This is a genomic window from Streptomyces sp. A18, assembly GCF_059026065.1.
In genome coordinates this window covers 64,845-87,332 of the sequence record NZ_JBWLKL010000032.1, presented here as the reverse complement: position 1 = coordinate 87,332, position 22,488 = coordinate 64,845, and the positions used below count along the sequence as shown (strand labels likewise).

General features: G+C 70.4%; 23 protein-coding genes. 14 read left to right on the top strand and 9 right to left on the bottom strand.

The features are described from left to right. Nucleotides 1–462 (top strand): SPFH domain-containing protein (locus AC5P1C_RS33745; protein WP_493869772.1); only part of this gene is annotated, 462 nt, incomplete at its 5' end. 228 nt (nucleotides 463–690) lie between these two features. Further along, nucleotides 691–1,518 carry a hypothetical protein gene (locus AC5P1C_RS33740; RefSeq protein WP_493869771.1) on the top strand — a complete coding sequence of 276 codons (828 nt, stop codon included), beginning with the start codon at nucleotides 691–693 and terminating at the stop codon, nucleotides 1,516–1,518. Between the two features lie 99 nt (nucleotides 1,519–1,617). Here AC5P1C_RS33740 and AC5P1C_RS33735 read toward each other — a convergent pair whose 3' ends face one another. Then, nucleotides 1,618–2,298 (bottom strand): alpha/beta fold hydrolase, encoded by a 681-nt coding sequence (locus AC5P1C_RS33735; protein ID WP_493869770.1) that lies wholly within the window; start codon nucleotides 2,296–2,298, stop codon nucleotides 1,618–1,620. 441 nt (nucleotides 2,299–2,739) lie between these two features. Here AC5P1C_RS33735 and AC5P1C_RS33730 point away from each other — a divergent pair, with 441 nt between their 5' ends. The 3 genes from AC5P1C_RS33730 to AC5P1C_RS33720 all read left to right on the top strand — a co-directional run bounded on the left by AC5P1C_RS33730 (nucleotide 2,740) and on the right by AC5P1C_RS33720 (nucleotide 4,940). Then, entirely contained in the window at nucleotides 2,740–3,129 is a 390-nt protein-coding gene (locus AC5P1C_RS33730) for a subtilase-type protease inhibitor (protein ID WP_493869778.1), read from the top strand. A 225-nt stretch (nucleotides 3,130–3,354) separates the two neighbouring features. Next, a complete protein-coding gene (locus tag AC5P1C_RS33725; protein WP_493869769.1) occupies nucleotides 3,355–3,708 on the top strand; it encodes a YciI family protein in 354 nt (117 codons plus the stop codon). Beyond that, entirely contained in the window at nucleotides 3,705–4,940 is a 1,236-nt protein-coding gene (locus AC5P1C_RS33720) for an RNA polymerase sigma factor (protein ID WP_493869768.1), read from the top strand. Before AC5P1C_RS33725 ends, AC5P1C_RS33720 begins: the two co-directional genes overlap by 4 nt. Before the next feature lie 66 nt (nucleotides 4,941–5,006). Here AC5P1C_RS33720 and AC5P1C_RS33715 read toward each other — a convergent pair whose 3' ends face one another. Then, the gene (locus AC5P1C_RS33715) at nucleotides 5,007–5,393 is read right to left on the bottom strand and encodes a YunG family protein (RefSeq protein ID WP_493869767.1); all 387 of its coding nucleotides are present in this window, start codon (nucleotides 5,391–5,393) and stop codon (nucleotides 5,007–5,009) included. A 279-nt stretch (nucleotides 5,394–5,672) separates the two neighbouring features. Between AC5P1C_RS33715 and AC5P1C_RS33710 the strand changes: the two genes are divergently transcribed. Then, on the top strand, nucleotides 5,673–6,434 hold the full coding sequence (locus tag AC5P1C_RS33710; protein ID WP_493869766.1) for a hypothetical protein: 762 nt from the start codon (nucleotides 5,673–5,675) through the stop codon (nucleotides 6,432–6,434). Nucleotides 6,435–6,485: 51 nt separating this feature from the next. Continuing rightward, on the top strand, nucleotides 6,486–7,016 hold the full coding sequence (locus tag AC5P1C_RS33705; RefSeq protein WP_493869765.1) for a GNAT family N-acetyltransferase: 531 nt from the start codon (nucleotides 6,486–6,488) through the stop codon (nucleotides 7,014–7,016). A 34-nt stretch (nucleotides 7,017–7,050) separates the two neighbouring features. Here the strand turns inward: AC5P1C_RS33705 and AC5P1C_RS33700 are convergent, their stop codons facing one another. From AC5P1C_RS33700 to AC5P1C_RS33690, 3 genes are all read right to left on the bottom strand, one after another. Beyond that, nucleotides 7,051–8,283 carry an epoxide hydrolase family protein gene (locus AC5P1C_RS33700; protein ID WP_493869764.1) on the bottom strand — a complete coding sequence of 411 codons (1,233 nt, stop codon included), beginning with the start codon at nucleotides 8,281–8,283 and terminating at the stop codon, nucleotides 7,051–7,053. A 27-nt stretch (nucleotides 8,284–8,310) separates the two neighbouring features. Beyond that, nucleotides 8,311–9,267, bottom strand: coding sequence for a TauD/TfdA dioxygenase family protein (locus tag AC5P1C_RS33695; RefSeq protein ID WP_493869763.1), 957 nt, complete (start codon nucleotides 9,265–9,267; stop codon nucleotides 8,311–8,313). 152 nt (nucleotides 9,268–9,419) lie between these two features. Further along, nucleotides 9,420–10,268 carry an SAM-dependent methyltransferase gene (locus AC5P1C_RS33690; RefSeq protein WP_493869762.1) on the bottom strand — a complete coding sequence of 283 codons (849 nt, stop codon included), beginning with the start codon at nucleotides 10,266–10,268 and terminating at the stop codon, nucleotides 9,420–9,422. Nucleotides 10,269–10,521: 253 nt separating this feature from the next. On the opposite strand from AC5P1C_RS33690, the gene lpdA reads away from it, so the two are divergent. Beyond that, nucleotides 10,522–11,925, top strand: a complete 1,404-nt coding sequence (gene lpdA, locus AC5P1C_RS33685) for a dihydrolipoyl dehydrogenase (RefSeq protein WP_493869761.1) — start codon at nucleotides 10,522–10,524, stop codon at nucleotides 11,923–11,925. A 146-nt stretch (nucleotides 11,926–12,071) separates the two neighbouring features. Next, nucleotides 12,072–14,210: an MMPL family transporter gene (locus AC5P1C_RS33680; RefSeq protein WP_493869760.1), complete on the top strand. Its 2,139-nt coding sequence runs from the start codon at nucleotides 12,072–12,074 to the stop codon at nucleotides 14,208–14,210. Between the two features lie 3 nt (nucleotides 14,211–14,213). Here AC5P1C_RS33680 and AC5P1C_RS33675 read toward each other — a convergent pair whose 3' ends face one another. Continuing rightward, nucleotides 14,214–15,020: an isocitrate lyase/PEP mutase family protein gene (locus AC5P1C_RS33675; RefSeq protein WP_493869759.1), complete on the bottom strand. Its 807-nt coding sequence runs from the start codon at nucleotides 15,018–15,020 to the stop codon at nucleotides 14,214–14,216. 201 nt (nucleotides 15,021–15,221) lie between these two features. On the opposite strand from AC5P1C_RS33675, the gene AC5P1C_RS33670 reads away from it, so the two are divergent. The 4 genes from AC5P1C_RS33670 (at nucleotide 15,222) to AC5P1C_RS33655 (ending at nucleotide 18,184) form a co-directional block, all read left to right on the top strand. Beyond that, entirely contained in the window at nucleotides 15,222–15,638 is a 417-nt protein-coding gene (locus AC5P1C_RS33670; RefSeq protein WP_493869758.1) for a YciI family protein, read from the top strand. Then, nucleotides 15,635–16,870, top strand: a complete 1,236-nt coding sequence (locus AC5P1C_RS33665) for an RNA polymerase sigma factor (RefSeq protein WP_493869777.1) — start codon at nucleotides 15,635–15,637, stop codon at nucleotides 16,868–16,870. Before AC5P1C_RS33670 ends, AC5P1C_RS33665 begins: the two co-directional genes overlap by 4 nt. Nucleotides 16,871–16,895: 25 nt before the next feature. Beyond that, nucleotides 16,896–17,564 (top strand): formylglycine-generating enzyme family protein, encoded by a 669-nt coding sequence (locus tag AC5P1C_RS33660; RefSeq protein ID WP_493869757.1) that lies wholly within the window; start codon nucleotides 16,896–16,898, stop codon nucleotides 17,562–17,564. 281 nt (nucleotides 17,565–17,845) lie between these two features. Continuing rightward, the gene (locus AC5P1C_RS33655) at nucleotides 17,846–18,184 is read left to right on the top strand and encodes a plasmid mobilization protein (RefSeq protein ID WP_493869756.1); all 339 of its coding nucleotides are present in this window, start codon (nucleotides 17,846–17,848) and stop codon (nucleotides 18,182–18,184) included. Between the two features lie 18 nt (nucleotides 18,185–18,202). On the opposite strand, the gene asnB is transcribed toward AC5P1C_RS33655, so the two are convergent. Both asnB and AC5P1C_RS33645 read right to left on the bottom strand, forming a co-directional pair. After that, complete coding sequence (asnB, locus tag AC5P1C_RS33650; RefSeq protein ID WP_493869755.1) at nucleotides 18,203–20,044, bottom strand: asparagine synthase (glutamine-hydrolyzing); 1,842 nt, start codon at nucleotides 20,042–20,044, stop codon at nucleotides 18,203–18,205. A 175-nt stretch (nucleotides 20,045–20,219) separates the two neighbouring features. Next, nucleotides 20,220–20,795: a TetR/AcrR family transcriptional regulator gene (locus AC5P1C_RS33645; RefSeq protein ID WP_493869776.1), complete on the bottom strand. Its 576-nt coding sequence runs from the start codon at nucleotides 20,793–20,795 to the stop codon at nucleotides 20,220–20,222. A gap of 181 nt (nucleotides 20,796–20,976) precedes the next feature. On the opposite strand from AC5P1C_RS33645, the gene AC5P1C_RS33640 reads away from it, so the two are divergent. Beyond that, nucleotides 20,977–21,921, top strand: coding sequence for a DMT family transporter (locus AC5P1C_RS33640; RefSeq protein WP_493869754.1), 945 nt, complete (start codon nucleotides 20,977–20,979; stop codon nucleotides 21,919–21,921). Here the strand turns inward: AC5P1C_RS33640 and AC5P1C_RS33635 are convergent. Beyond that, nucleotides 21,894–22,340: a cupin domain-containing protein gene (locus tag AC5P1C_RS33635; RefSeq protein WP_493869753.1), complete on the bottom strand. Its 447-nt coding sequence runs from the start codon at nucleotides 22,338–22,340 to the stop codon at nucleotides 21,894–21,896. The two genes, AC5P1C_RS33640 and AC5P1C_RS33635, sit on opposite strands and share 28 nt — an antisense overlap. Nucleotides 22,341–22,488: the final 148 nt, after the last annotated feature.

Sequence of the window (22,488 nt, the reverse complement as noted above, 5' to 3'; positions counted from 1 at the left end):
ATCGGCAAGAGCGACCTGGACGATCTGCTCTCCAACCGCGAGAAGCTCAACCAGGGCCTGGAGTTGATGATCGACTCCCCTGCCATGGGATGGGGCGTACAGATCGACCGGGTCGAGATCAAGGACGTATCACTCCCGGAGACGATGAAGCGCTCCATGGCCCGGCAGGCGGAGGCCGACCGCGAACGGCGGGCCCGCGTGATCAACGCGGACGCCGAACTGCAGGCCTCCAAGAAGCTGGCCCAGGCCGCGCACGAGATGTCGGACGAGCCGGCCGCCCTCCAGCTACGGCTCCTGCAGACGGTGGTGGCGGTCGCCGCCGAGAAGAACTCGACGCTCGTACTGCCCTTCCCCGTGGAGCTGCTGCGCTTCCTGGAGAAGGCTCAGCAGACACAGGCGCTCACCCCCGCACCACCCGCCCCCGCGGCGGACCCGACCCCCGAACGACCGTCGGCGGCATAGGCATGATCCCAGCCGTTCGGGCCTGAACCAGCTTCGAAAGGCACTGTCGGACAACAGCGGATCACCGGCCTTTGACCAGCGTGCACGGGGCGCGGGCCGGGTCCGCGGGAAGGACTCGTGGCCGCCGTCGTGGCCGGTTACCGCCGGGAGGTCTATCGGGTTGAGCCATCGGTCGGGTAGACGTATCGCCACCGTAGACCCGCCACTCAGCACGAGGAGGCATGCCTCATGACCGGTGCCCGAACCACCACCGCGGCAGGCAAGACCCGGTTCGACGACATCTACGACCGGCCTGACCCCCGCGCCTATTTCCATACGCTGGCGCCCTTGCAGTACGAGATACCGCAGCAGGCCCAGGATGTCTTTCGGCGCACGCTCGCCCAGCGGTCCGCGGTGCGGGGCAGCCACCTCCCGGTCACGGTCCTCGACCTGTGCTGCTCCTACGGGATCAACGCGGCGCTCCTCAACCACGACCTCACGCTGGCGGACCTCTACGCGCACTACACCAGCGCGGAGACCGCCGCCCTCACCCGGGGTGAGCTCGTGGAGTTCGACAAGGAGTTCTACGCCTCGCGTCGGCGGTCGGACGCGGTCCCGGTCATCGGCCTGGATACGGCCGAGAACGCGACGCGCTACGCCTTGGAGGTGGGGCTGCTAGACGAGGCGTATGCGGAGAACCTGGAGCGTCACCCGCCCAGCGACGCGCTGCGCCGCGCGGTAGGGCGCGTCGGCCTGATCACGGTCACCGGAGGCATCGGCTACATCACCCACACCACGTTCGGCGCGCTCCTCGACGCGACGCGCGTACCGGTGTGGGTGAGCGCGTTCGTCCTGCGCACAGTGCCCTTCCAGGACATCCTGGACGTCCTTGACACCCACGGGCTCGCCACCGAGACCGATCCCGAACGGTCCTATCCGCAGCGGCTGTTCAGCGATCTCAACGAGCAGACCAGCGCGGTGGAGCAGGTGCTCAAGGCGGGTGACGACCCCACCGGCCTGGAGGCCGAGGGGCGCTACTACACGCGTCTGTACGAGTCGCGGCCCCGGCCCGCATAAGCCACGGCGGACGCGGGGCGGAGTGGCCGAAAGCCGCCTCGCCCCGCCTTGCCCTGCTCGGCCCCGCGAGGTCTGCTCGGACGGGACCGGCCGCCCGGCTCAACTGGTGAAGAACTCGGTGACCTGTTCCGCGAACTGCTGCGGGCTCCCCTCGTGCACCGAGTGCCCGACCGGGATCGTGATCAGCCGGGAGTCGGGGATCGCCGACGCCATGTCGGGGATGCGCCCCTGAGGCATGCTGCTGTCCGGGCCACCCGCCACGATCAGGGTCGGTGCGACGATCTCGCCCAGCCGCTCGGCCCACTCCGGGTCGGGGTCGAAGATCTGGCCGCGGACCGCGGGGGACACGGGCCAGTCGAAGTCGAGGACCTCGGGACGCAGGGCTTCGACCCAGTCGCGCGGATAGGGCGGCGGCGTCTCCTCCAGGACGAGGCGCTCGACGCGGTCCGGGTGGTCCTCGGCGAGCAGGTACGCCACGACGCCGCCCATGGAGTGGCCGACGACGCCGACGCGGTCGAGGCCGAGCTCGTCGAGGAAGCCGAGCACGTCGTCCCGCATCAGCTCGACCGAGTACTCGTCCGGCCAGTCGCTCTCCCCGTGCCCGCGCAGATCCAGCGCGTACACGCGCCACTCCTGGCCGAGCGCCTGCCCGACCTGCTCCCAGGTCGCGGAGGAATCGCCGAGCCCGTGCAGCAGCACGACGGGCGCACCGTACGAATCGCCCCAGGTCCGATAGGCCAGGCGTACGTCGCCCACATCCACCACTGCGTGATCGTTCATACCCCTGACGCTACAGCGCGTCGCGCGACCCATTGAGCAATGGCCTCGACCCAGGCCGGACGTTGGGGTGAGGTGGGCCACAGCGGGAGCCCTTACCACCGATGCTTTCCGGTCGACCCTCGATTCCGGTAGAAAAGCGAATCAACTGTTGTTGCAGGTCAGCCAGTTGTTCTTGGTTGCACCATCACTTCCGGTCCACATGTTGGACACTCTTCGCATGCCGCTTCGCGTCTCCCTCGCCCACCCTGAGCTGCCCGAACGTTCGCCCGGCGCCCGCTCAGCGGACACATGCATCCGGAAATCGACCATGCATGTGGTGCTCACTCTCCGCTCCGGCAAGACTCCCGTCTGCAACCAGGAAAACACCCGCATCAAAGGAGAGTTGACGTGCGTTTCTTCCTCAAGACGGTGGGCGCCACCGCTGTCGTGGCCGCCTGCGTGATGTCCGGAACCGCTGGCACGGCACAGGCCCAGCCCAAGGCCGCGCCCGCCGGCCTCTACGCGCCCTCGTCGCTGGTCCTCGCGGTCGGCCAGGGCGAAGAAGCGGACACCGCGACCATGCAGCGCGCCGTGACCCTGACCTGTATGCCCAAGGCCTCGGGAACCCACCCCTCGGCCTCCGCCGCCTGCGCCGAACTGCGCGCGGTGAACGGCGAGTTCGCGCAGCTGGTCGGCACGGAGTCCGCCATGGCCTGCACGAAGGAGTGGAAGCCCGTCGTGGTCGCCGTCGACGGCGTGTGGCAGGGCAGACGAGTCGCGTGGTCCCAGACCTTCGGCAACAGTTGTGAGATGCGGGCGAGTCTTTCGGGAAGCGCCGCACCTGCCTTCTGAGCCCCGGTGGAATGAGGCCTCGAACGCCTCGGCCGCGCCTTGGACGACGCCCTGCGCGACGTCCAAGGCGCTTTCGTCTCTTTCTGAGGTCGCCGGTTTTTTTCTGAGATCGCCGTGCAGATCGGCCGACCACCTGTCGATCCGACCCCTCCCTGTTCGTATAGGCAGTGAGAAGCAGTCGGCTGCGGGCCGGCCACGAGGACGATCCACCAAGGAGTGGCGACCATGAACCAGTACTTGATCAGCATCTACCAGCCCGACGGCGGCGTGCCCGCCCCAGAGATCCTCGAACCGATCATGCGCGACATCGAAGCGCTGAACACCGAACTCAAGGAGGCGGGCGCCTGGGTCTTCGCCGGTGGCCTCTTCCCGCCGAGCACGGCGACCGTGCTGCAACTCAAGGAGAGCGAGGTGCTCACGACGGACGGCCCGTACGTCGAAGGCAAGGAGCATCTCGGCGGGTTCACCATCATCCGGGCGGCCGACCTGGACGAAGCGCTCGCATGGGGACGCAAGGTGGCCCGTGCCACCACTCTGCCCGTCGAGGTCAGGCCGCTGCAGCACGGGGCCCGCCAGTGACGTCGGGATCCCCCGAGGTCACGGCGGGCACGACCGAGCAGGTCTTCCGCGAGGAGTACGGGCGCGCGGTGTCCGTCCTGGTCCGCGTCTTCGGCGACATCGACATCGCCGAGGAGGCGGTCCAGGAGGCGTTCACCACGGCGGTGCAGCGGTGGCCGTCCACCGGTCTGCCGCCGAGCCCGGCGGGCTGGATCATCACCACCGCCCGCAACCGCGCCATCGACCGCCTCCGCAGGGAGGCGTCCCGCGACGACCGGCACGCGCAGGCCGCCCTCCTGCACGCCCACGAGGCACCGGCCGAGGAGGGCCCCGTGCGCGACGACCGACTGCGCCTGATCTTCACCTGCTGCCATCCGGCGCTCGCCCCCGCGACGCGGGTGGCCCTCACCCTGCGTCTCCTCGGCGGCCTCACCACCACCGAGATCGCCCGCGCCTTCCTGGTGCCGGAGCCGACCATGGCCCAGCGGATCGTGCGGGCCAAGGGAAAGATCCGCGACGCGCACATCCCGTACCGGATCCCCCACGAGGCCGACCTGCCGGAACGGCTCCGCGCGGTCCTCGCCGTCGTCTACCTCGTCTTCAACGAAGGGCACACGGCCAGCGCGGGGGAGGCGCTCGTCCGCGACGACCTCTGCGCGGAGGCCATCCGCCTGGGGCGGCTCCTGACCGAACTGATGCCCGACGAGCCGGAGGCCCTGGGGCTGCTCGCGCTGATGCTGCTCTCCGAGTCGCGGCGGGCGGCGAGGACCACCGCGGACGGCGGGCTCGTCCTTCTCGGCGATCAGGACCGCGGCCTGTGGGACCGCGCCCTGATCGCCGAGGGCCAGGAACTGGTCCGCCGCTGCTTGCGCCGAGGCCGGCCGGGACCCTACCAGATCCAGGCCGCGATCAACGCCGTACACAGCGACGCGCCGACCGCCGCCGCCACGGACTGGGGCCAGGTCCTCCAGCTGTACGACCAGCTCCTGGCCGTGGCCCCGAACCCGGTCGCGGCCCTCAACCGCGCCGTGGCGGTGGCCGAAGTCAAGGGCCCCGCCGAGGCGTTGCCCCTCGTCGACGAGCTCGCTCTCGACGGCTACCACCTCTTCCACGCCATCCGCGCCGACCTGCTCCGCCGCCTGGGGCGCGCCGAAGAGGCAGCACAGGCCTACGACGCCGCGCTCATCCACACCGAGAACGCAGCCGAGCGGGCCTTCCTGCTGGGACGCCGCCAGAACACGACGGGCAGCTGAGCAATGGCCTACGCTCAGCCGACCGCCGCCCCGGTACCCACTGCGTATCCGTACCCCCTTCCTCCGTCACCCCGGGCTGCCCAGCTTCTCCAGGACGCGGGCGCGCAGCAGTTCGTACTCCTCGCGGAGGCGGTTGATCTCTGGCGGCCGGGGGACGACGACGCCCTCGCCGACGATCTCGTCCGGGGTGAACTGCTCGCGGGTGAGGTCGACTTCGATGCCCATGCCCAGACGGTTCCACCAGTGGTGGTCGGTCCACTCGCCCGCGACGCGCACCTCGCCCCGTATCAGCTCGCCGCCCAGCAGGTCCTGGAGGACCAGTGCGGTGACGCCGCACTGGCCGCGGGCCGGGTTGTCCGGAGGCCAGGTCCGGGAGGAGTCCGACGGGAACGTGTCAGGACCCCAACTGACGCGCACGGCTTCTTCGATGTCGGTGAGACGCAGCGGATGCATGCTCGGGATCCTCGCATCCACCACTGACAATCCCGCCCCCGTTCACGCACACGCCCTGCCCGCCCCCTCAGCTCCTCGGCTACGCTGCCTCGCGCACATTCAGTCTCACCTCGGGGGCGTACGAAATTGAACGGTCAGCCAAACAGTCCGTCCTGGAATCCAGGTCCGGGCCGACCACCCCACCCGACCTACTCTCCGTACCCGCCCGGCCCGCCCGGTCAGCCTGGACCGTCCGGCCCGCCCCAGCCGTACTGGATGCGCCCCGGCATGCCTCCGCCCATGCCGCCGCGACCGCCTTCCGCCCTGCGCCGCGCGCTCAGCCGGCTCAATCCCCTGCGGGCGGCACGCCACGTCTTCCTGCCCTCCCGGGCCGATCGCATCGACGACCACACCGTGCGCCGGCTGCAGGGCATGCGTGCCGCGGCGGGGCTCGCCGCCGTGGTGTGGCTCGCGCTGTCGTACCGCCTGGTGTCCTCCGCGAGTGAGCTTGCCGACGAGCGCTTCGATCAGGTGTGGGTGAGCCTGTGCGTGGCCGGTGCGACGCTTCCCTTCATCACGCTGGCCTTCATCATGGCCGCGAGGCCGCCGCTGCGGCGGATCTATCTGCGCCGGGCGCTGCGGCCGCTCGGTGCCCTCGGCGGACTCTTCGGCTCGATGGGCGCCTTCCCGGTGGCGATGACGCCGGAGACCCAGGGGCTGCGCGACTGGTTCCAGGCCACGGTGCCCGGCGCCCATGTGATCGCCATCGTGGCCTTCTGCTGGATCCTGCCCTTCGCGATCGCGGGCATCGTGTTCTGCACGTTCCACGTCTTCCGGGCCTCCGACGTCCACGAGTTGCTGCCGCCGCTGCTCGCCATCGCGCTGGTGTGGGAGATGGCGCTCGTGGACCTCATCTCGGGTACGCACGCCGAAGTGCCGTTCGGACTGCGGGTCGTCTTCATGCTGGGCGGTCCGCTGACGGTGTCGGCGATCGCCGCCTACGAGATGCGCAGGCTGCGCACCCGGCACGGCATAACGATGCGCACCGCGCTGGCCCGCTGAGAAAGTCCCAGGAAGGCGCAGGAAGTCGTAAGGCGTCGCAGGGAGTTGTCCATGACCGCAGTCCGAGCCCAGGAGATCGGCACCGCCCGCCTCGTCCTCGTACCCCTGCGGGTCGAGCACGCCGACGAGATGGCCGGCGTGCTCGCCGATCCTGCCCTGCACACCTTCATCGGCGGCTCTCCGGACGACGCGCGCGGACTGCGCGCCCGCTACCTGCGGATGACCGCGGGCTCCCCCGACCCGGCGGTCTCCTGGTGCAATTGGGTGCTGCGGCTGCGCGACGAGGGCGGCCTGGCCGGGACGGTGCAGGCGACGGTCTGCCCCGCCGACGACGGCAGCGGCGCGCTGGTCGCCGAGATCGCCTGGGTCGTGGGAACTCCCTGGCAGGGGCGGGGCATCGCGGTGGAGGCGGCCCGCGGTCTGGTCGACTGGCTCGCGGGGCAGCGGGCCGTGCGCAGCGTCATCGCCCATGTCCACCCGGACCACCGGGCCTCGGCCGCCGTCGCCGCGGCGGCGGGCCTCGCCCCCACCGACGAGTGGCAGGACGGCGAGGTCAAGTGGCAGCGGACGCTGGAACGTTGAGCCGATCAGCACCGCAGAGCCGAGCGGCAGCGTCTCAGCGTCGGCCGCGGAACGTACGGCGCAGATCGCTCACCCAGCCGTCGGGGATCTCCCACGGGATGAAGTGGCCGCCGCTCTCGTGCGCGTTGAGGTTGACGTGCCGGTACCACTCGGCCCGGTCACCGGTGAGCCAGCTCTGGATCCGCTGTTCAGGGGTGGTGACGCCGGGCGGGTTCTCGTGGCCGACGAAGGTGATGCCGGTGGGGGCCTCGATGACCGGACTGCGGTCGTGCGAGGGCGTCCAGGGGTAGCGGTTGGCGTTGGCGTAGTAACGCACCGACGTACCGATGGTGTTGTTCACCCAGAAGATCATGGCGTGGGTGAGGAGATCGTCCTTGGAGAAGACGCTCTCCACGTCGCCGTGGTTGTCGCTCCACTTGTCCCAGCGCTCCAGGATCCAGGCGAGCAGGCCGACCGGTGAGTCGCTGAGTCCGTAGGAGAGCGTGCTCGGGCCGAGGACATGCACCGCCAGGTGAGCGGCGAAGCGCCGTTCCATCGACAGGAGTTGGCGGTGGTCGGCCTCGGACAGACCCTCGGGGATCGGCCGGCCGCCGCTCAGGTCCCAGCCGCGGTCGCCGTTGAAGAAGTCGAGCTTCAGGCCGGAGCCGATGTGGATGCCGTGCAGTTCGTCGGCGTACTTGTGGCCGAGCTGACCGGCGATGAGGGCACCGATGTCACATCCCGCGGCGGCGTACTTCTCGTGGCCGAGGGTGTCGGTCATCAAGGTGTGCCAGAGGTCGGCGACCTTCCAGAAGTTCATGTCGGGGTGGTCCCGCAGCGGGGTCGAGAAGCCGAAGCCGGGCAGCGAGGGGACGATGACGTCGAACGCGTCGGCCGGGTCGCCGCCGTACGCGGCGGGGTCGGCGAGCGGGTCGACGACCTTGGACCAGTGCCAGAAGGTCCAGGGCCAGCCGTGCGTGAGGACGAGCGGGGTGGGGGCGGGGCCGACGCCGGGCCTGCGCATGAAGTGCACGGGCACGCCGTCGACGCTCACCCGGTAGTGCTCGTAGGAGTTGATCGCCGCTTCGGCCTTGCGCCAGTCGTAGTCATGCAGCCAGTACTCGGCCAGCTCCTGGAGGTAGCCGCGGCGCACGCCGTAGTACCCGTCTTCGTTGCCCGTGTCGTCGGGCCACCTCGTCAGCCGCAGCCGCGTCCTGAGGTCGTCGAGCACCGCGTCGGGGACGTGGATCGGCTCGGGCGTCAACGGGAAGCGAACTGCGGCTGCCATCAGGAGTCAGGTCCTTCCGAGGTGGGGTCAGTACGGGCGGTCGCCCGCGATCGCGACGCGTTCGGCCACGCGACGGTGCGGGGCGTAGTCGTCGACCGCGTAGTGCTGGGTGGAGCGGTTGTCCCAGAAGGCGACGTCACCCGCCTGCCAGTGGAACCGCACCTGGTACTCGGGGACTTGCGCCTGCCGCACCAGGTAGCCCAGGAGCCGGTCGCTCTCCGCGCGCTCCATGCCCACGATGTGCGTGGTGAAGGACGTGTTGACGAAGAGCATCCGCCGCCCGGTCTCCGGGTGCCTGCGGACGACGGGGTGCGTGACCGGCGGGAACTGCTCCTGGAGCGGGATCAGCTTCTCGGGGCCGTAGAAGCGGACGAAGCCGGGGATGAAGTCGTGTACCGCCTGGGCCCCATCGATGCGTGCCTTCACCTCGTCGGGGAGGTTGTCGTACGCGGCCGCCATGTCCGCCCACATCGTGTCACCGCCGACCGGCGGCACCTCGCGCAGTTGCAGGACGGCGCCGAGCGCGGGGCGTTCGCGGAAGGTGACGTCGGCGTGCCAGACGTTCTCGTACGTGGGGGTGGCGCTGCCGCCCTTGTCGAACCGGACGACGTCGTCGGCCGAGCCGCGGGCGAGCAGCGGATTGGTCTCCAACTCACCCCAGTTGAGGGCGAAGGAGCGCTGCTGCTCCGAGGTGATCCCGGCGCCCCGGAAGAAGAGCACCTTCCACTCCAGGAGGGCACGGTTGAGTTCTTCGCGCAGCGCGGGGGTGAGCGGCTTCGCGAGGTCGACGCCGCGGATCTCGGCGCCGATGAGGCGTCCCTGCGGGACGACGTCGATCAGGTCGTACGGGCGCTCTTCCCAGCCCTCGGGCACGCGGCGCAGAGTGCGGCGGCCTTCGTACATGCCGTCGGCGGGGACGCGGGCGTCACGGAGCGCGGGAGTAGCGGGGGCGGCGGAGGAGACGGCAGGGGTGACCACGGCCATGGTGATCCTTCGGTTGTGAGTGAACGGGGTGGCTGCGGGGAGAAGGACCCGGGCAGCTAGCGACCCGATCGCTCGCACCCGCGCCGCCACGGGACCCCGAAGGTCCTCACGGCGGCGGTCAGGTGCTGGATCATGCACGCCATTGTGTATGGCTATGCCTTGCGGAGCAAACCCCCGTACTCGTAGATCCCCTTGTTGTGCTCCGTGGCGCCCAGGTAGGGGGCGAGGTCCTCGTGGACCGGGGCGAGCGGGGGCTGGTCGGCGTCCGGGCGCCAGTCGACCAGGTTCACCAGGCCGGGCTCGACCGGCTCAAGACCGTCCAGGAGCGCGTCGAGCTCGGCGGGGGTGCGGGTCTGCCAGGGGACGCCGCCGCCGGAGATGTGCGCGCTCATCGCGGCGCCGCGGGCCGGGTCGTCGGCGACGACCTGCGAGAGGCCCAGGTAGCTGCCGGGCGCCGCCCGGTCGATGATCGTGCGCAGCACGCGGCGCGGGCCGTCGGCGTCGGTGAGGTGGTGCACCACCGAGAGGAAGAGCACCGCGACCGGCTCGTCGAAGTCGATGAGGCGGGCCATGTCGGGGTGGCCGAGGATCTCGTCCTGGTCACGCATGTCGCCCTTGATGACGGTGGTGGTGGAGTCGTCGGCGAGCAGCGCCCTGCCGTGCGCGAGGACGATCGGGTCGATGTCCACGTAGACGACGCGGGTGTCCGGAGCGAAGCGCCGGGCGACCTGGTGGACGTTGTCGTCGGTGGGCAGTCCGCAGCCCATGTCGATGAACTGGCGGATCCCCGCCCGGGTCAGATGGCGCACGACGCGGAAGAGGAACTCGCGGTTCTGCCGGGCGATGTCGACGCACTCGGGGAAGTCGGGCAGCGTCCGCAGCAGGAAGTCGCGGTCGACCGCGTAGTTGTCCTTGCCGCCGAGCATCCAGCCGTAGGCGCGTGCCGACGTCGGCACGTCGAAGGGTATGGACGGTCTCTCGGCGTTGTCGTCTGCGGTCACAGCGCGTTCTCCACCTCTCCCAGAGGGACATGGGTTTCTGCTCCGTCGCGGCGACACTATCCCGTGGCCCACGGCCGGGTGAATCCGGTACCGATCGCCAACCCGCGGGCCCACGGCGGCGGTTGAGTTCATGGCCCGGGGCGGTCGGCATGACATCGGACACCCGACCGCCCGCGAGGCGGCCGGATGCCGCATGATCGGACGTGCGCGAGTCACGTACCACCGGATACGTACCACCAGAGAGGACCTCCCCATGGAAGACCGCTTCGACGTCGTCGTGCTCGGAGCAGGACCGGGCGGCTATGTGGCCGCCATCCGCGCCGCCCAGCTGGGCAAGCGGGTAGCGGTCGTCGAGGAGAAGTACTGGGGAGGTGTCTGCCTCAACGTCGGCTGCATCCCGACCAAGGCGCTGCTGCGCAACGCCGAGCTGGCGCACCTGTTCACGCACGAGCAGAAGACGTACGGCATCAAGGTCGACGGCAACGTGTCCTTCGACTACGGCGAGGCGTTCAACCGCAGCCGCACGGTAGCGGACGGCCGCGTCAAGGGCGTCCACTTCCTGATGAAGAAGAACAAGATCACGGAGTTCGACGGCCGGGGCACGTTCGTCGACGCGAACACGCTCCAGGTGGCCAAGTCGGACGGCTCCACGGACACGATCACGTTCGAGAACTGCATCATCGCCACGGGCGCCACGCCGAAGCTGCTGCCTGGCACGCGGCGTTCCGAGCGCGTGGTGACGTACGAGGAGCAGATCCTCGCCGACTCCGTGCCGGAGTCGATCGTGATCGCGGGCGCGGGTGCCATCGGCATCGAGTTCGCCTACGTCCTGCACAACTACGGCGTGAAGGTCACGATCGTCGAGTTCCTCGACCGCATCGCTCCCCTGGAGGACGCGGACGTCTCGACGGAGCTGGCCAAGCAGTACCGCAAGCTCGGCATCGACGTGAAGACCTCGACCCGGGTCGAGTCGATCGACGAGTCGGGCGCCAAGGTCAAGGTGACCGTGACGGGCAAGGACGGCGCGCAGGAGGTCCTTGAGGCGGACAAGGTCCTGCAGGCCATCGGCTTCGCGCCGAACGTCGCGGGCTTCGGCCTTGAGGCGACGGGCGTGGCGCTGACCGAGCGCGGCGCCATCGACATCGACGGGCGCGGGCGCACGAACGTGCCGCACATCTACGCCATCGGTGACGTCACCGCGAAGCTGATGCTCGCGCACACCGCCGAGGCGATGGGCGTCGTGGCCGCCGAGACCCTCTCCGGCGCCGAGACGATGGAGCTCGACTACCCGATGATCCCGCGCGCCACCTACTCCCAGCCGCAGATCGCCAGCTTCGGCTGGACGGAGGCGCAGGCGAAGGAGAAGGGCTTCGACGTCAAGGTCGCCAAGTTCCCGTTCATGGCGAACGGCAAGGCGCACGGGCTCGGCGACACCGTCGGCTTCGTGAAGATCATCAGCGACGACCAGTACGGCGAGATCATCGGCGCCCACCTGATCGGCCCGGACGTCACCGAGCTGCTCCCCGAGCTGACCCTGGCCCAGCAGTGGGACCTGACGGTGCACGAGGTCGCGCGCAACGTCCACGCGCACCCGACGCTCGGCGAGGCGGTCAAGGAAGCGGTGCACGGCCTGGCCGGGCACATGATCAACTTCTGACGGCCCCCAGGCCACCCCGCCCCCCTCGGGCGACCCGGGCTGCCCCGCCGTTGAGCCGAACGGCTCAAGTGGCGGGGCCGCCGGGTCCGGAAGATCCTTGGTCAGAACGCATCGCTACGCCTCGGGGGCGAGGGAGAGGCAACAGCATGTTCTCTGGCCTGGGCCGATTCGTGGTCCGCCGCCCCTGGTGGATCATCCTGGCGTGGGTCGTGGTGGCCGGTGCCGTGATCTCCCTGGCGCCGAAACTCACCTCCAGCAGCGACGAGGCGAGCTTCCTGCCGGACCACTACGAGTCCATCCGCGCGGCGGACGTGCAGGAAGCCGAGTTTCCCAAACAGCAGAACGTCGGCGCGATCATCGTCTTCCAGCGCTCCGACGGCGGGAAGCTGACGGCGGCCGACTCCGCGGACGTCGCACGCGTCTCGAAGGGGCTGCAGGCCCAGAAGATCCCCGAGGTGCAGGCGGTCGTGCCCGGCGCGGTCTCGCCCAACAAGCTCGTGCAGACCTCGGTCGTCGCGATGCCGAAGATCACCAACCCCGAGGACACGGCGCAGCAGGACGCGGTGAAGGAACTGCGGTCCGATCTCGAGCCCGAGCTGAAGGGCACCGACCTGTCCGCCGGGATCACCGGCTCCGCCGCCCAGGCGCTCGACGAGAGCGACGCGTCGGAGCGGGCCGGACTGCTCGTCGGGGTCGGCACCATCGTGATCATCATCGTGCTGCTCCTGGTGATCTTCCGGAGCCCCATCATCGCGCTGCTCCCCGTGGTCCTGATCGGCCTCATCTCGCCGATGGCGACCGGCCTGATCGCCTCCGCGAACAAGGCCTTCGACATGAAGGCCGACTCCTCCATCCAGGAACTCCTGACCGTCGTCCTGTTCGGCGTCGGCACGGACTACATCCTGTTCCTGCTCTTCCGCTACCGAGAGGCGCTACGGGCGGGCGAGGACCCCAAGAGCGGCATGGTCCATGCCGTCGAGCGGGTCGGCGAGGCGATCACATCGGCGGCAGGCGCCGTCATCGTCGCGTTCGCCGCCCTGACGCTCTCCTCGCTCGGCATGCTGCGGTCGATGGGCCCCGCCCTGGCCATCGCGGTCTTCGTGACGCTGCTCGCCGGGCTCACGCTGGTCCCCGCCGTCGTCTCGCTGCTCGGCACGAAGGTGTTCTGGCCCTCCAAGTCCTGGCAGCGGGAGCCGCAGGGCACCGGATTCGCCCGGCTCGGCACGTCCATCGCCCGCAAGCCCGCGATCTGGGCCCTGGTGTCGGCACTGTTCATGGGCGCGCTCACCCTGGGCGCCCTCGGCTACAAGGCCAACTTCGACCTGGCGGGCTCCTCGCTGCCCAAGGACAAGGAGTCGATGGTCGCCCTGAAGAACCTCCAGAAGGGCTTCCCCGCCGGCACCACCGACCCGACCTTCGTCTACCTCACGTCGGCGGACGAAGGACCGCTCCCGGCAGCGCGCACGGCCGCCTTCCGCGGACAGCTGGACGAGGTCCAGGGCGTGGGCGAGGTCTCCGCTCCCCGCCTGAGCCCGGACCGTACGACGGCGTCGTTCTCCGTGATCCTCTCGGACCCGCCCGCGTCCGACAAGGCCCTGGAGACCGTCAAGGACCGCCTGCGTCCGATCGCCCACGACGACGCCCCGGCCGGCACCGAGGCACTCGTCGGCGGGACGACGGCGGTGTACGTCGACATCAACAAGGCCGTGGACCGGGACTACTCGGTGGTCTTCCCGGTGGCCGCACTCGCCATCATGGTCATCCTCGGCCTGCTGCTGCGGAGCCTGGTGGCGCCCTGGTACCTGATGCTGTCCGTCGCGCTCGGCTTCGGCGCGACGCTCGGCGCGACCTCGCTGCTGTTCCAACAGATCGGCAGCCAGCCCGGGTTGATGTTCATGCTGCCCGTGATCATGTATCTGTTCGTGGTCGCCCTCGGCACGGACTACAACATCCTGATGGTGTCGCGGCTGCGCGAGGAGGCTCGCGAGGGCCGCACCCCGCACGACGCGGCCGGCACGGCGGTGCGCCACTCGGGCCCGACGATCGGCTCCGCGGGCGTGATCCTCGCGGGCACGTTCGCGACGCTGATGCTCGCGGGCAACTCGACGCTCTCCCAGATGGGCTTCTCCCTCTCCTTCGGCATCCTCATCGCCGCCTTCGTCATGGCGATGATCTTCACGCCCGCGCTGACGGCCCTGATCGGGCACGCGGCGTGGTGGCCGGGGCACGGGGACGAGAAACGCAACAGGGGCGGTGAGTCGGACGAGGACGGAGTGCCCCGCTAGTCGCTAGTCCCCCTCGCCGTACGCCGCGCAGAGCCCCTGGGTATCCGCGTACGAGGGCAGGCCCTCGGCCACCGCACCACCCCGGGCGATGGAGAGCGCCGCCTCGACGGCTCCGTGCAGGGCCGCGCGGAAGAGCAGCGAGCCACTGCTCACCCTGCGCACGCCGAGCTCCGCCAGACGCCCGTACGTCAGGGCGCCGGGCGCGAAGAGGATGTTCAGCGGGACGGCGATCACCCCATCGATCAACCCCGCGATGACCTTCTCCTCCTGGAGGCCGGGTACGAACAGGCCGTCCGCGCCCGCCTGTTGGTAGGCCGCGGCCCGGCGCTCGGTCTCCCCCGCTCCCCCGGCGCGCAGCCAGTACGTGTCGGTGCGGGCGTTGACGAACAAGTCGGGGGCCGCCTCCTTCATGGCGCGGATCAGGTCGCACTGCGGCTCCGTGTCGGCCAGCGTCCCGTCGGGGCGCCCGTCCTCGATGTTCACGCCCACGACGCCCGCACGGACGAGTTCCACCGCGAGCCCCGCGACCTCGTCGGGCCGGTCGCTGAAGCCACCCTCGATGTCCACGGTGATCAGCACCGGTAGCCGCGCGAGGCCACGCGCGAGGCTCAGCGTCTCCTCCCGCGTGCCGCCCGTGGCATCCGCCTTCCCTGCGGCGGCCGCCACCCCGAGGCTGGTGGTGCCGATCGCGGCGAAGCCGCCGTGGGCGAGCGCGGCGGCAGAGGCGTGATCCCAGGCGTTGGGCAGCAGCAGGGGCTCTCCGGTGCGGTGCAGGGCGCGGAACTGGTCGGCTCGCTGTGCATACGTCATGCCCGGACCGTAGCCGCGCTTCGATTCGGCGACCACCGAAACGTCCTGGTCGGCGAGGCCGGTGTGGGCGGCCCTGGACGCGGTTTCGGCAGGGCATCAAAAAAGTTCCGGCGTAATGTCGAGAACGGGTCGTCCGCTCCGACGTCCCCTGTGAGAGTTGCCCACAAGGGGTGACCACCGCACAAGCCGAGGGGCGACATCATGAAGTACCTGGTGATGGTTCAGGGAACGCAGGCGGACTACGAGGCGCAGAGCGGCAAGGCGAACGCGACGAGCCCGGCGTGGAGCGAGAAGGACCTGCAGGCGATGTTCGCGTTCATGGGCGCGCTCAACGACGACCTGGCCGAGTCCGGTGAGATCGTCGACGGGCAGGGCCTTTCCGAGCCCGCGCAGACCCGGCTGGTCGACGTGGACAAGGACGGCCGCCCGGTCATCACGGACGGTCCCTACGGCGAGACGAAGGAAGTACTCGCCGGGTACTGGGTCCTGGACTGCGCGAGCCTGGACCGCGTCACGGAGATCGCCAACCGCATCCAGCAGTGCCCCATTCCCGAGGGCGCGCCCAACTACCCCGTGGTGATCCGCCCCATCATGGGCGGCCTCGAAGACGCGTCCTGAACAGCACACCCACGGTCGAGGACCTGCTGCGCCTGCACGCGCCGCAGGTCCTCGGCGCGCTCGTGCGCCGGTACGGGCACTTCGGCGAGGCCGAGGACGCCGTGCAGGAGGCGCTCCTGGCCGCGGCGGGGCAGTGGCCCGAGCAGGGCGTTCCCGAGAATCCGCGCGGCTGGCTGATCCGGGTCGCGTCGCGGCGGCTCATGGACCAGCTGCGCAGCGACGAGGCGCGGCGCAGACGTGAGGAGGAGGCCGCCCAGCTGTCTCCGCGGGACTCCTTCACGGCGCCCGCGCCGGGCGAGAGCCGTGCGCCGTCCGACGACGACACCCTGACCCTGCTCTTCCTGTGCTGCCATCCCGGGCTGAGCCCGGCCGCGCAGGTCGCGCTGACGCTGCGTGCCGTGGGCGGTCTGACCACGGCCGAGATCGCCCGGTCCCATCTCGTGCCCGAGGCGACGATGGCGCAGCGGATCAGCAGGGCGAAGGCGAAGGTCAAGGGGGTGCCCTTCCGGCAGCCCGGCCCCGAGGACCGTGATCAGCGGCTCGCGGTCGTGCTCCAGGTGCTCTACCTCATCTTCAACGAGGGCTACACCGCGACCTCCGGCAGCGCGCTGCACCGCGCGGATCTGGCGCGCGAGGCGATCCGGCTCACCCGGTCCGTGCGCACACTGCTGCCCGAGGAGGGCGCGGTGACCGGGCTGCTCGCGCTCATGCTGCTCACCGAGGCCCGCAGCGCCGCCCGCACGGGGCCGCACGGTGAGCTCATCCCGCTCGACGAGCAGGACCGCACACTGTGGGACCGGCGCGCGGTCGACGAGGGCTCCGCGCTCGTCGAGAAGGCGCTGTCCCAAGGCCCGGCGGGCGCCTACCAGTTGCAGGCGGCGATCGCCGCGCTGCACGACGAGGCTGCGCGCGCCGACGACACCGACTGGCCGCAGATCCTCGCCCTCTACGACCTCCTCGTACGCCGTGCGCCCGAGCCCATGGCCGAACTGAGCCGGGCCGTGGCCGTCGCCATGGTGCACGGTCCGCGGGCCGGGCTCGCGGAAGTCGCAGCGCTGGAAGGCCGGTTGGCGGGCCACCACCGGCTCGACGCCGTGCGCGCCCATCTCCTGGAGCGGGCGGGCGACACCGAAGCGGCCCGCACGGCTTACCAGTTGGCGGCCAAGCGTACGCTGAGCGTTCCCGAGACGCGCTACCTGCAGATGCGTGCGGCCCGCCTGCTGTCCCCGTGATTCCTGCCGTAAGTCCTGCTGTCCCATGAGTACGGAGAACGAGATGATCAGCGTCCCGGCCGGTCAGGTGACGCTGTCGGACCGGCGGACACAGCGCAGGTGGCCGGTGGAGGTCGCGGCCCACGAACTGGCGGCGTTCCCCGTCACGCAGGAGCAGTACGCGGACGTCACCGGTGAACGGCCGAGCACCGCGCACGGCGACCGGCTGCCCGTCGAGGGCGTCTCCTGGCTGGACGCGGTCCGGTTCTGCAACGCCTTGTCCCTGCGGGAGGGGCTGACCCCCGCCTACCGGCTCGGCGCCGATGAGGGCGCCGAGTGGGACGCGTCCGCGGACGGCTACCGGCTGCCGACCGAGGCCGAGTGGGAGCACGCGTGCCGGGCCGGTACGACCGGCGCGCGGTACGGGCCGCTCGACGAGGTCGCCTGGTACGGCGGCAACGGCGCGGGACGGATCCACGAGGTGGGCGGCAAGCAGCCCAACGCGTGGGGCCTGCACGACATGCTGGGCAACGTGTGGGAGTGGTGCTGGGACCTCTACGACCCCGAGGTGTACGGCACCTACCGGGTGCTCCGTGGCGGTGGGTGGTTCGACGAGCACTGGAGCTGCCGGGCCTCGGTGCGGCGCCGCAGCCACCCGACGTTCCGGATCGACGACGTGGGGTTCCGCGTCGCGCGAAACCCCACCACCCGTTGACGGCGCGTTGGGCGTGCGGCCCGAGACCGGGGGGCGGTACCTCCACCTCTCGACACCGCCTGGCACGTAATGCAGCTCACAGCGACAAGCGTCCCACCTGGGAACACCGACCGTTGGTTCACCGTTGAACAGTACGTAGGTCCCGATCGCGATTCCCCCGTCCGGTCGGGGCCTACCTCTCTTTGCGACCGTTCATGTCCGTCCCGTTCCGTTTCACGCCTTCGAGCGCGAATATGCCAACCGCACCGCACGCCGCACCCCTCGGACGGCATCATGCGTTCATGGACGGTGCCAAGCCTGTGCAGGTCTTGTTCACGCCCGACGAGTACGAAGCGGTCCAGCGGAACGCGGACCACCTCGGCCTCCCGGTCGACGAGTTCATACGCCGGGCCGTGACCGTCGACACGGCGGAACTCCCCTGCCCCACCGCCGGCGCCCGGCGCGGCTCCGGCGCTCCGGCCGCCGTGCCGCCCGTCCGCCGGAGCCTGGGCCCCGGTGGCGCGCCCGCGCTCCAGCGGTTCCTCGACACCCTGGCGACCACCGCGTCGGCCGCGGTGGAGCCCCGCCCCGAGGGGCGGGTTCCACCGCAGCCCGCGGTCCGCAGCTGCTCGGGGCAGTGACACCCTCAGCGGTGCCGCTCAGGTCAGGGAGATCTCCGGCTGGTACAGCTCGAGCCAGAGCGCGAGGTCCAGCGTGCGTTCGAGTCCGCGCCGGGACGCCTGGGTGATCTGCGGTACGTCACGGTTCGCCGCCCGCGTCACCCGGTCCCGGTCGACGAGGCCGAAGACCGGGTGGTCGGGCTCGGCGAGGAGGTCCTTGACGTGCTCCTGGAGCGCGATCGCGTATTTGGGGTCCTGCGTGGAGGGATAGGGGCTCTTCACGCGGTCGTACACGGAGCGCGGCAGGACGTCCGCCGTCGCCTCTCGCAGGAGGCTCTTCTCCCTGCCGTCGAAGGACTTCAGGGACCAGGGGGCGTTGTACACGTACTCGACCAGGCGGTGGTCACAGAACGGCACCCGCACCTCGAGGCCGACGGCCATGCTCGCGCGGTCCTTGCGGTCGAGCAGGACGCGCACGAACCGGGTCAGGTGCAGATGGCAGATCTTGCGCATCCGGTACTCGAAGTCGCTCTCGCCTTCGAGGCGCCGGATTCCCGCGACCGCCGTGTCGTAGCTCTGCCGGATGTACGAGGGCAGGTCGAGCGCGGCGGTCAGGTCCGGGCGCAGGACGTCGGCGTCGTCGCCGAACTGCTCGGCGAACTTCACCAGCCAGGGGAAGGTGTCGGCGCCCCGGGCCTCTTCGTCGAAGAACTGGAGGTAGCCGCCGAAGACTTCGTCCGCCGACTCCCCCGAGAGCGCGACCGTCGAGTGCTCGCGGATCGCCCGGAAGAGGAGGTAGAGCGAGGCGTCCATGTCGCCGAAGCCCATGGGCAGGTCGCGGGCGCGGATCATCTTGGCCCGGACCTCGGGGTCGGCGAGGGCGTGTGAGTCCAGGACGATGTCGCGGTGATCGGTGCCCGAGGCCTTGGCCACGTCGTGCACGTAGGGCGTGTCCGGGGTCGACCGCAGCGCGTCGGCCACGAAGTTCTCGCTCTGCCCGACGAAGTCGACGGCGAAGCTGCGGACGGTCTCGCCCGCTTCGCCGAGTTGCCGCGCGGCGAGCGCGGTCATCGCCGAGGAGTCGAGGCCGCCGGAGAGCAGGGTGCAGCGCGGCACGTCGGAGACGAGCTGGCGGCGCACGATGTCGTCGAGGAGCTCGCGCACCTTGGCCACGGACCTCTCCTGGTCGTCGGGGTGCGGCCGGGTCTCCAGCTGCCAGTAGACGTGGCGGCGCAGGCCGGAGCGGTCGACGGTCACGACGGTGCCCGGTTCGACCTCGTTCATGCCGTCCCACACCGCGTGGCCGGGTGTCTTGACGAAGGTGAAGAGCTCCCGCAGACCGTCGGTGGTCACCCGGGCGCGGGCCAGCGGGTTGGCGAGGATCGCCTTGGGTTCGGAGCCGAACAGGACGCCGTCCGGGGTCTCGTAGTAGTAGAAGGGCTTGATGCCCATCCGGTCGCGGATCATGACGAGCTTGTCGTGCCTGCCGTCCCACACGGCGAACGCGTACATCCCGTTGAGCCGCTCGGCGACCGCCTCGCCCCACTCCAGATAGCCGCGCAGCACGACCTCGGTGTCGGAGTCGGTGGTGAACCGGTGGCCGCGGCCGGTCAGTTCGCGGCGCAGCTCGGTGAAGTTGTACGTCTCGCCCGAGTAGACGAGGGCGACGGTGCCGCGCGGCGTCCGCGCGGTCATGGGCTGGCGCCCGCCCGGCAGGTCGATGATGGCGAGCCTGCGGTGCCCGAGTCCGGCCGGGCCCTCGATCCAGGTACCGCGGTCGTCGGGGCCGCGGCAGGACATCGTCTCGGTCATCGCGTCCAAGGTGCCGGAGACGGACCGCAGATCACGGTCGAAGGAGACCCAGCCAGTTATGCCACACATGCGCTACCTCCTGCTTCACGCTGCCGTGCGCCGTCACCCGAGGAACTAGGTGTAGACAGCAGCTATATCGTCAGCGTGCGCCCCGCGACTGCGTACGGTCAATGAGCCGGCAACACGGAACGGCACATTCCGGCCAACGGCAAAGACTTCCCCAAAGGGGCTCCCACCTGCGGTTTCATCCAGCAGTGGAGTCCTCGCGCGACGCGGCACCGAGCAGCGCCGCCGCATCATCGCGGGCCTGCTCGATCGCGTCCGGGAAGATGCGCAGGCCGTGCGCGACCAGGGCGCCCTCGTGCAGCAACATGAGGCTGCGGCCGAGCCTGGACGCCCGCCGGGGCGCGATGTCGCGGGCGAGGCCGGTGAACAGGGCGAGCATCCAGGCCTTCTGGCCGGTGATGACCCGGTACGCGGGGTGCGCGGGGTCACTGATCTCGGCATGCGCGTTGACCATGCTGCACCCCTTGCCGCTGTTCTCGTCGGCCCAGTCGCGCGAGGCGTCGAAAACGGCCAGGATCCTGGCCCGCGGAGTGGTCGCGGCCTCGACGTACGGGGCGAGGAAGGCCTGCCAGCGCTCGTCGCGGGCCGCCAGGTACTCGACGACGAGCTGCTCCTTCGAGCCAAACCGGTCGTAGAGCGTCTTCTTGGTGACCCCGGCCTCGGCGGCGATGAGGTCCACCCCGACCGCGTGGATGCCGCGCTCGTAGAACAGCGCGCTCGCGGCGTCCAGGGCGCGGCGCGCACCCGGCGTCATGACGATCCTGCGCGGCGTGCTCCCTGAGCCCGCTGCGGCCTTCGCGATCTCGCTCACCCTGTCACTCATGCCTCCATAGTAGACCGATCTGTATACTCGATCGCGAGTAAACCGATCTGTATACCTGGTCGCCCGTTCCTGACGGCCCTGTCGGGACCACGGCCACCATCGGAGGAACGCCATGAACGTCCTGCTCTCGATCGCGTTCGTACTGACCTGGAGCTCGGGATTCATCGGAGCCAAGCTCGGCGCCGGGAGCGCGTCCGCGGTGACGGTCCTGATGTGGCGGTTCCTGCCACTGGCCCTCGTGCTCGCGGTCGTCGCCCTCACCGTGACGCGGGCGTCCTGGCGGGGGCTCACGGCACGTGACGCGCTGCGGCAGGCGGTGGTGGGGGCGCTGTCGCAGAGCGGCTATCTGCTCACCGTGTACTACGCGATACAGCTCGGCGTCTCCAGCGGCACCACCGCCCTGATCGACGGCACACAGCCGCTGGTGGCGGGAGCGCTCGCCGGGCCGCTGCTCGGCCAGTACGTCTCGCGCACCCAGTGGGTGGGGCTCGGGCTCGGCGTGGCCGGAGTCGTCATCGTGACCGCGGCGGATGCCACGGGCGGCACCGACGCTCCCTCGTGGGCCTACCTGGTGCCGTTCCTCGGGATGTTCTCGCTGGTCGCGGCGACCTTCCTGGACCGTCGCTCGCCCCGTCCGGTCGCACCGGCGGTCTCCATGACGGTCCACTGCGTGACCAGCGCCGTCATCTTCACGGCGCTCGCGGTGGGATCCGGCGCCGCGATCCCACCGGCGGAGGCGTCGTTCTGGGTGGCGATCAGCTGGCTGGTGACGCTCTCCACCTTCGGCGGGTACGGGCTCTACTGGCTGATCCTGCGGCGTTCCGGGGTCACGCAGGTCAACACGCTCATGTTCCTGATGGCGCCGGTGACGGCCCTGTGGGGTGCCCTGATGTTCGGCGAACCCTTCGGCGTACAGACGGCGTTGGGCCTCGCCGTCGGGCTCGCGGCCGTCGCGGTCGTGCACCGGGGGAAGGACTCCGCGGCCACGGTGGTGTGCTCGCCGCGGAACGCCCCGGCGGCCGAGCCGCGTCAGTCCGCCAGCCGGAAGTCCGCGTAGTCGAAGCCGGGCGCGACGACACAGCTCACCAGGACCGGCTCGTCACCGGTCGGGCGCGCCGCCTGCCACACGCCGCCGGGCACCAGGATCTGCGGGCGCTCGCCGCGCTCGACACCGGGCCCCAGACGCATGGGCGCCGCACCCTCCTTGGGGAACTCGCCGTCACCTCCCAGGTGCAGGTCCAGGGGCCCGCCGCGGTGCCACAGCCAGATCTCGTCGGAGCGCACCACGTGCCAGCGGGACTCCTCACCCGGGCAGAGCAGGAAGTAGATGGCGGTGGCCGCCGTCCGCGGGCCGGGGTAGCCGGCGGGCGTGAAGGACTGGTCGGAGGCCCAGGTCTCGACGTACCAGCCGCCTTCCGGATGCGGCTCCATGCCCAACTCGCGCGCCAGAGCGGGGCGTTCATCTCGTTCACTCACGCGTTCTCCATTCCAGAAGTCGTCGGGGCCCCGGAGTGCGAGGGGCCCCAGATGTCGATGGGGACGCACCCGACGGCGCGGCCTCCCGCGTCCAGGGGGCGGCCATCAGCTTCACCGCACGCAGCGCGACCGCACGGTCGACCATACG

What these genes read in the sequence shown, in the direction of transcription:
- AC5P1C_RS33740 (WP_493869771.1), top strand. Translation starts at nt 691, where the DNA reads ATGACCGGTGCCCGAACCACCACCGCGGCAGGCAAGACCCGGTTCGAC.
- AC5P1C_RS33735 (WP_493869770.1), bottom strand. Translation starts at nt 2,298, where the DNA reads ATGAACGATCACGCAGTGGTGGATGTGGGCGACGTACGCCTGGCCTAT.
- AC5P1C_RS33730 (WP_493869778.1), top strand. Translation starts at nt 2,740, where the DNA reads ATGTCCGGAACCGCTGGCACGGCACAGGCCCAGCCCAAGGCCGCGCCC.
- AC5P1C_RS33725 (WP_493869769.1), top strand. Translation starts at nt 3,355, where the DNA reads ATGAACCAGTACTTGATCAGCATCTACCAGCCCGACGGCGGCGTGCCC.
- AC5P1C_RS33715 (WP_493869767.1), bottom strand. Translation starts at nt 5,393, where the DNA reads ATGCATCCGCTGCGTCTCACCGACATCGAAGAAGCCGTGCGCGTCAGT.
- AC5P1C_RS33710 (WP_493869766.1), top strand. Translation starts at nt 5,673, where the DNA reads ATGCCGCCGCGACCGCCTTCCGCCCTGCGCCGCGCGCTCAGCCGGCTC.
- AC5P1C_RS33705 (WP_493869765.1), top strand. Translation starts at nt 6,486, where the DNA reads ATGACCGCAGTCCGAGCCCAGGAGATCGGCACCGCCCGCCTCGTCCTC.
- AC5P1C_RS33700 (WP_493869764.1), bottom strand. Translation starts at nt 8,283, where the DNA reads ATGGCAGCCGCAGTTCGCTTCCCGTTGACGCCCGAGCCGATCCACGTC.
- AC5P1C_RS33695 (WP_493869763.1), bottom strand. Translation starts at nt 9,267, where the DNA reads ATGGCCGTGGTCACCCCTGCCGTCTCCTCCGCCGCCCCCGCTACTCCC.
- lpdA (WP_493869761.1), top strand. Translation starts at nt 10,522, where the DNA reads ATGGAAGACCGCTTCGACGTCGTCGTGCTCGGAGCAGGACCGGGCGGC.
- AC5P1C_RS33680 (WP_493869760.1), top strand. Translation starts at nt 12,072, where the DNA reads ATGTTCTCTGGCCTGGGCCGATTCGTGGTCCGCCGCCCCTGGTGGATC.
- AC5P1C_RS33675 (WP_493869759.1), bottom strand. Translation starts at nt 15,020, where the DNA reads ATGACGTATGCACAGCGAGCCGACCAGTTCCGCGCCCTGCACCGCACC.
- AC5P1C_RS33670 (WP_493869758.1), top strand. Translation starts at nt 15,222, where the DNA reads ATGAAGTACCTGGTGATGGTTCAGGGAACGCAGGCGGACTACGAGGCG.
- AC5P1C_RS33660 (WP_493869757.1), top strand. Translation starts at nt 16,896, where the DNA reads ATGAGTACGGAGAACGAGATGATCAGCGTCCCGGCCGGTCAGGTGACG.
- AC5P1C_RS33655 (WP_493869756.1), top strand. Translation starts at nt 17,846, where the DNA reads ATGGACGGTGCCAAGCCTGTGCAGGTCTTGTTCACGCCCGACGAGTAC.
- asnB (WP_493869755.1), bottom strand. Translation starts at nt 20,044, where the DNA reads ATGTGTGGCATAACTGGCTGGGTCTCCTTCGACCGTGATCTGCGGTCC.
- AC5P1C_RS33645 (WP_493869776.1), bottom strand. Translation starts at nt 20,795, where the DNA reads ATGACGCCGGGTGCGCGCCGCGCCCTGGACGCCGCGAGCGCGCTGTTC.
- AC5P1C_RS33640 (WP_493869754.1), top strand. Translation starts at nt 20,977, where the DNA reads ATGAACGTCCTGCTCTCGATCGCGTTCGTACTGACCTGGAGCTCGGGA.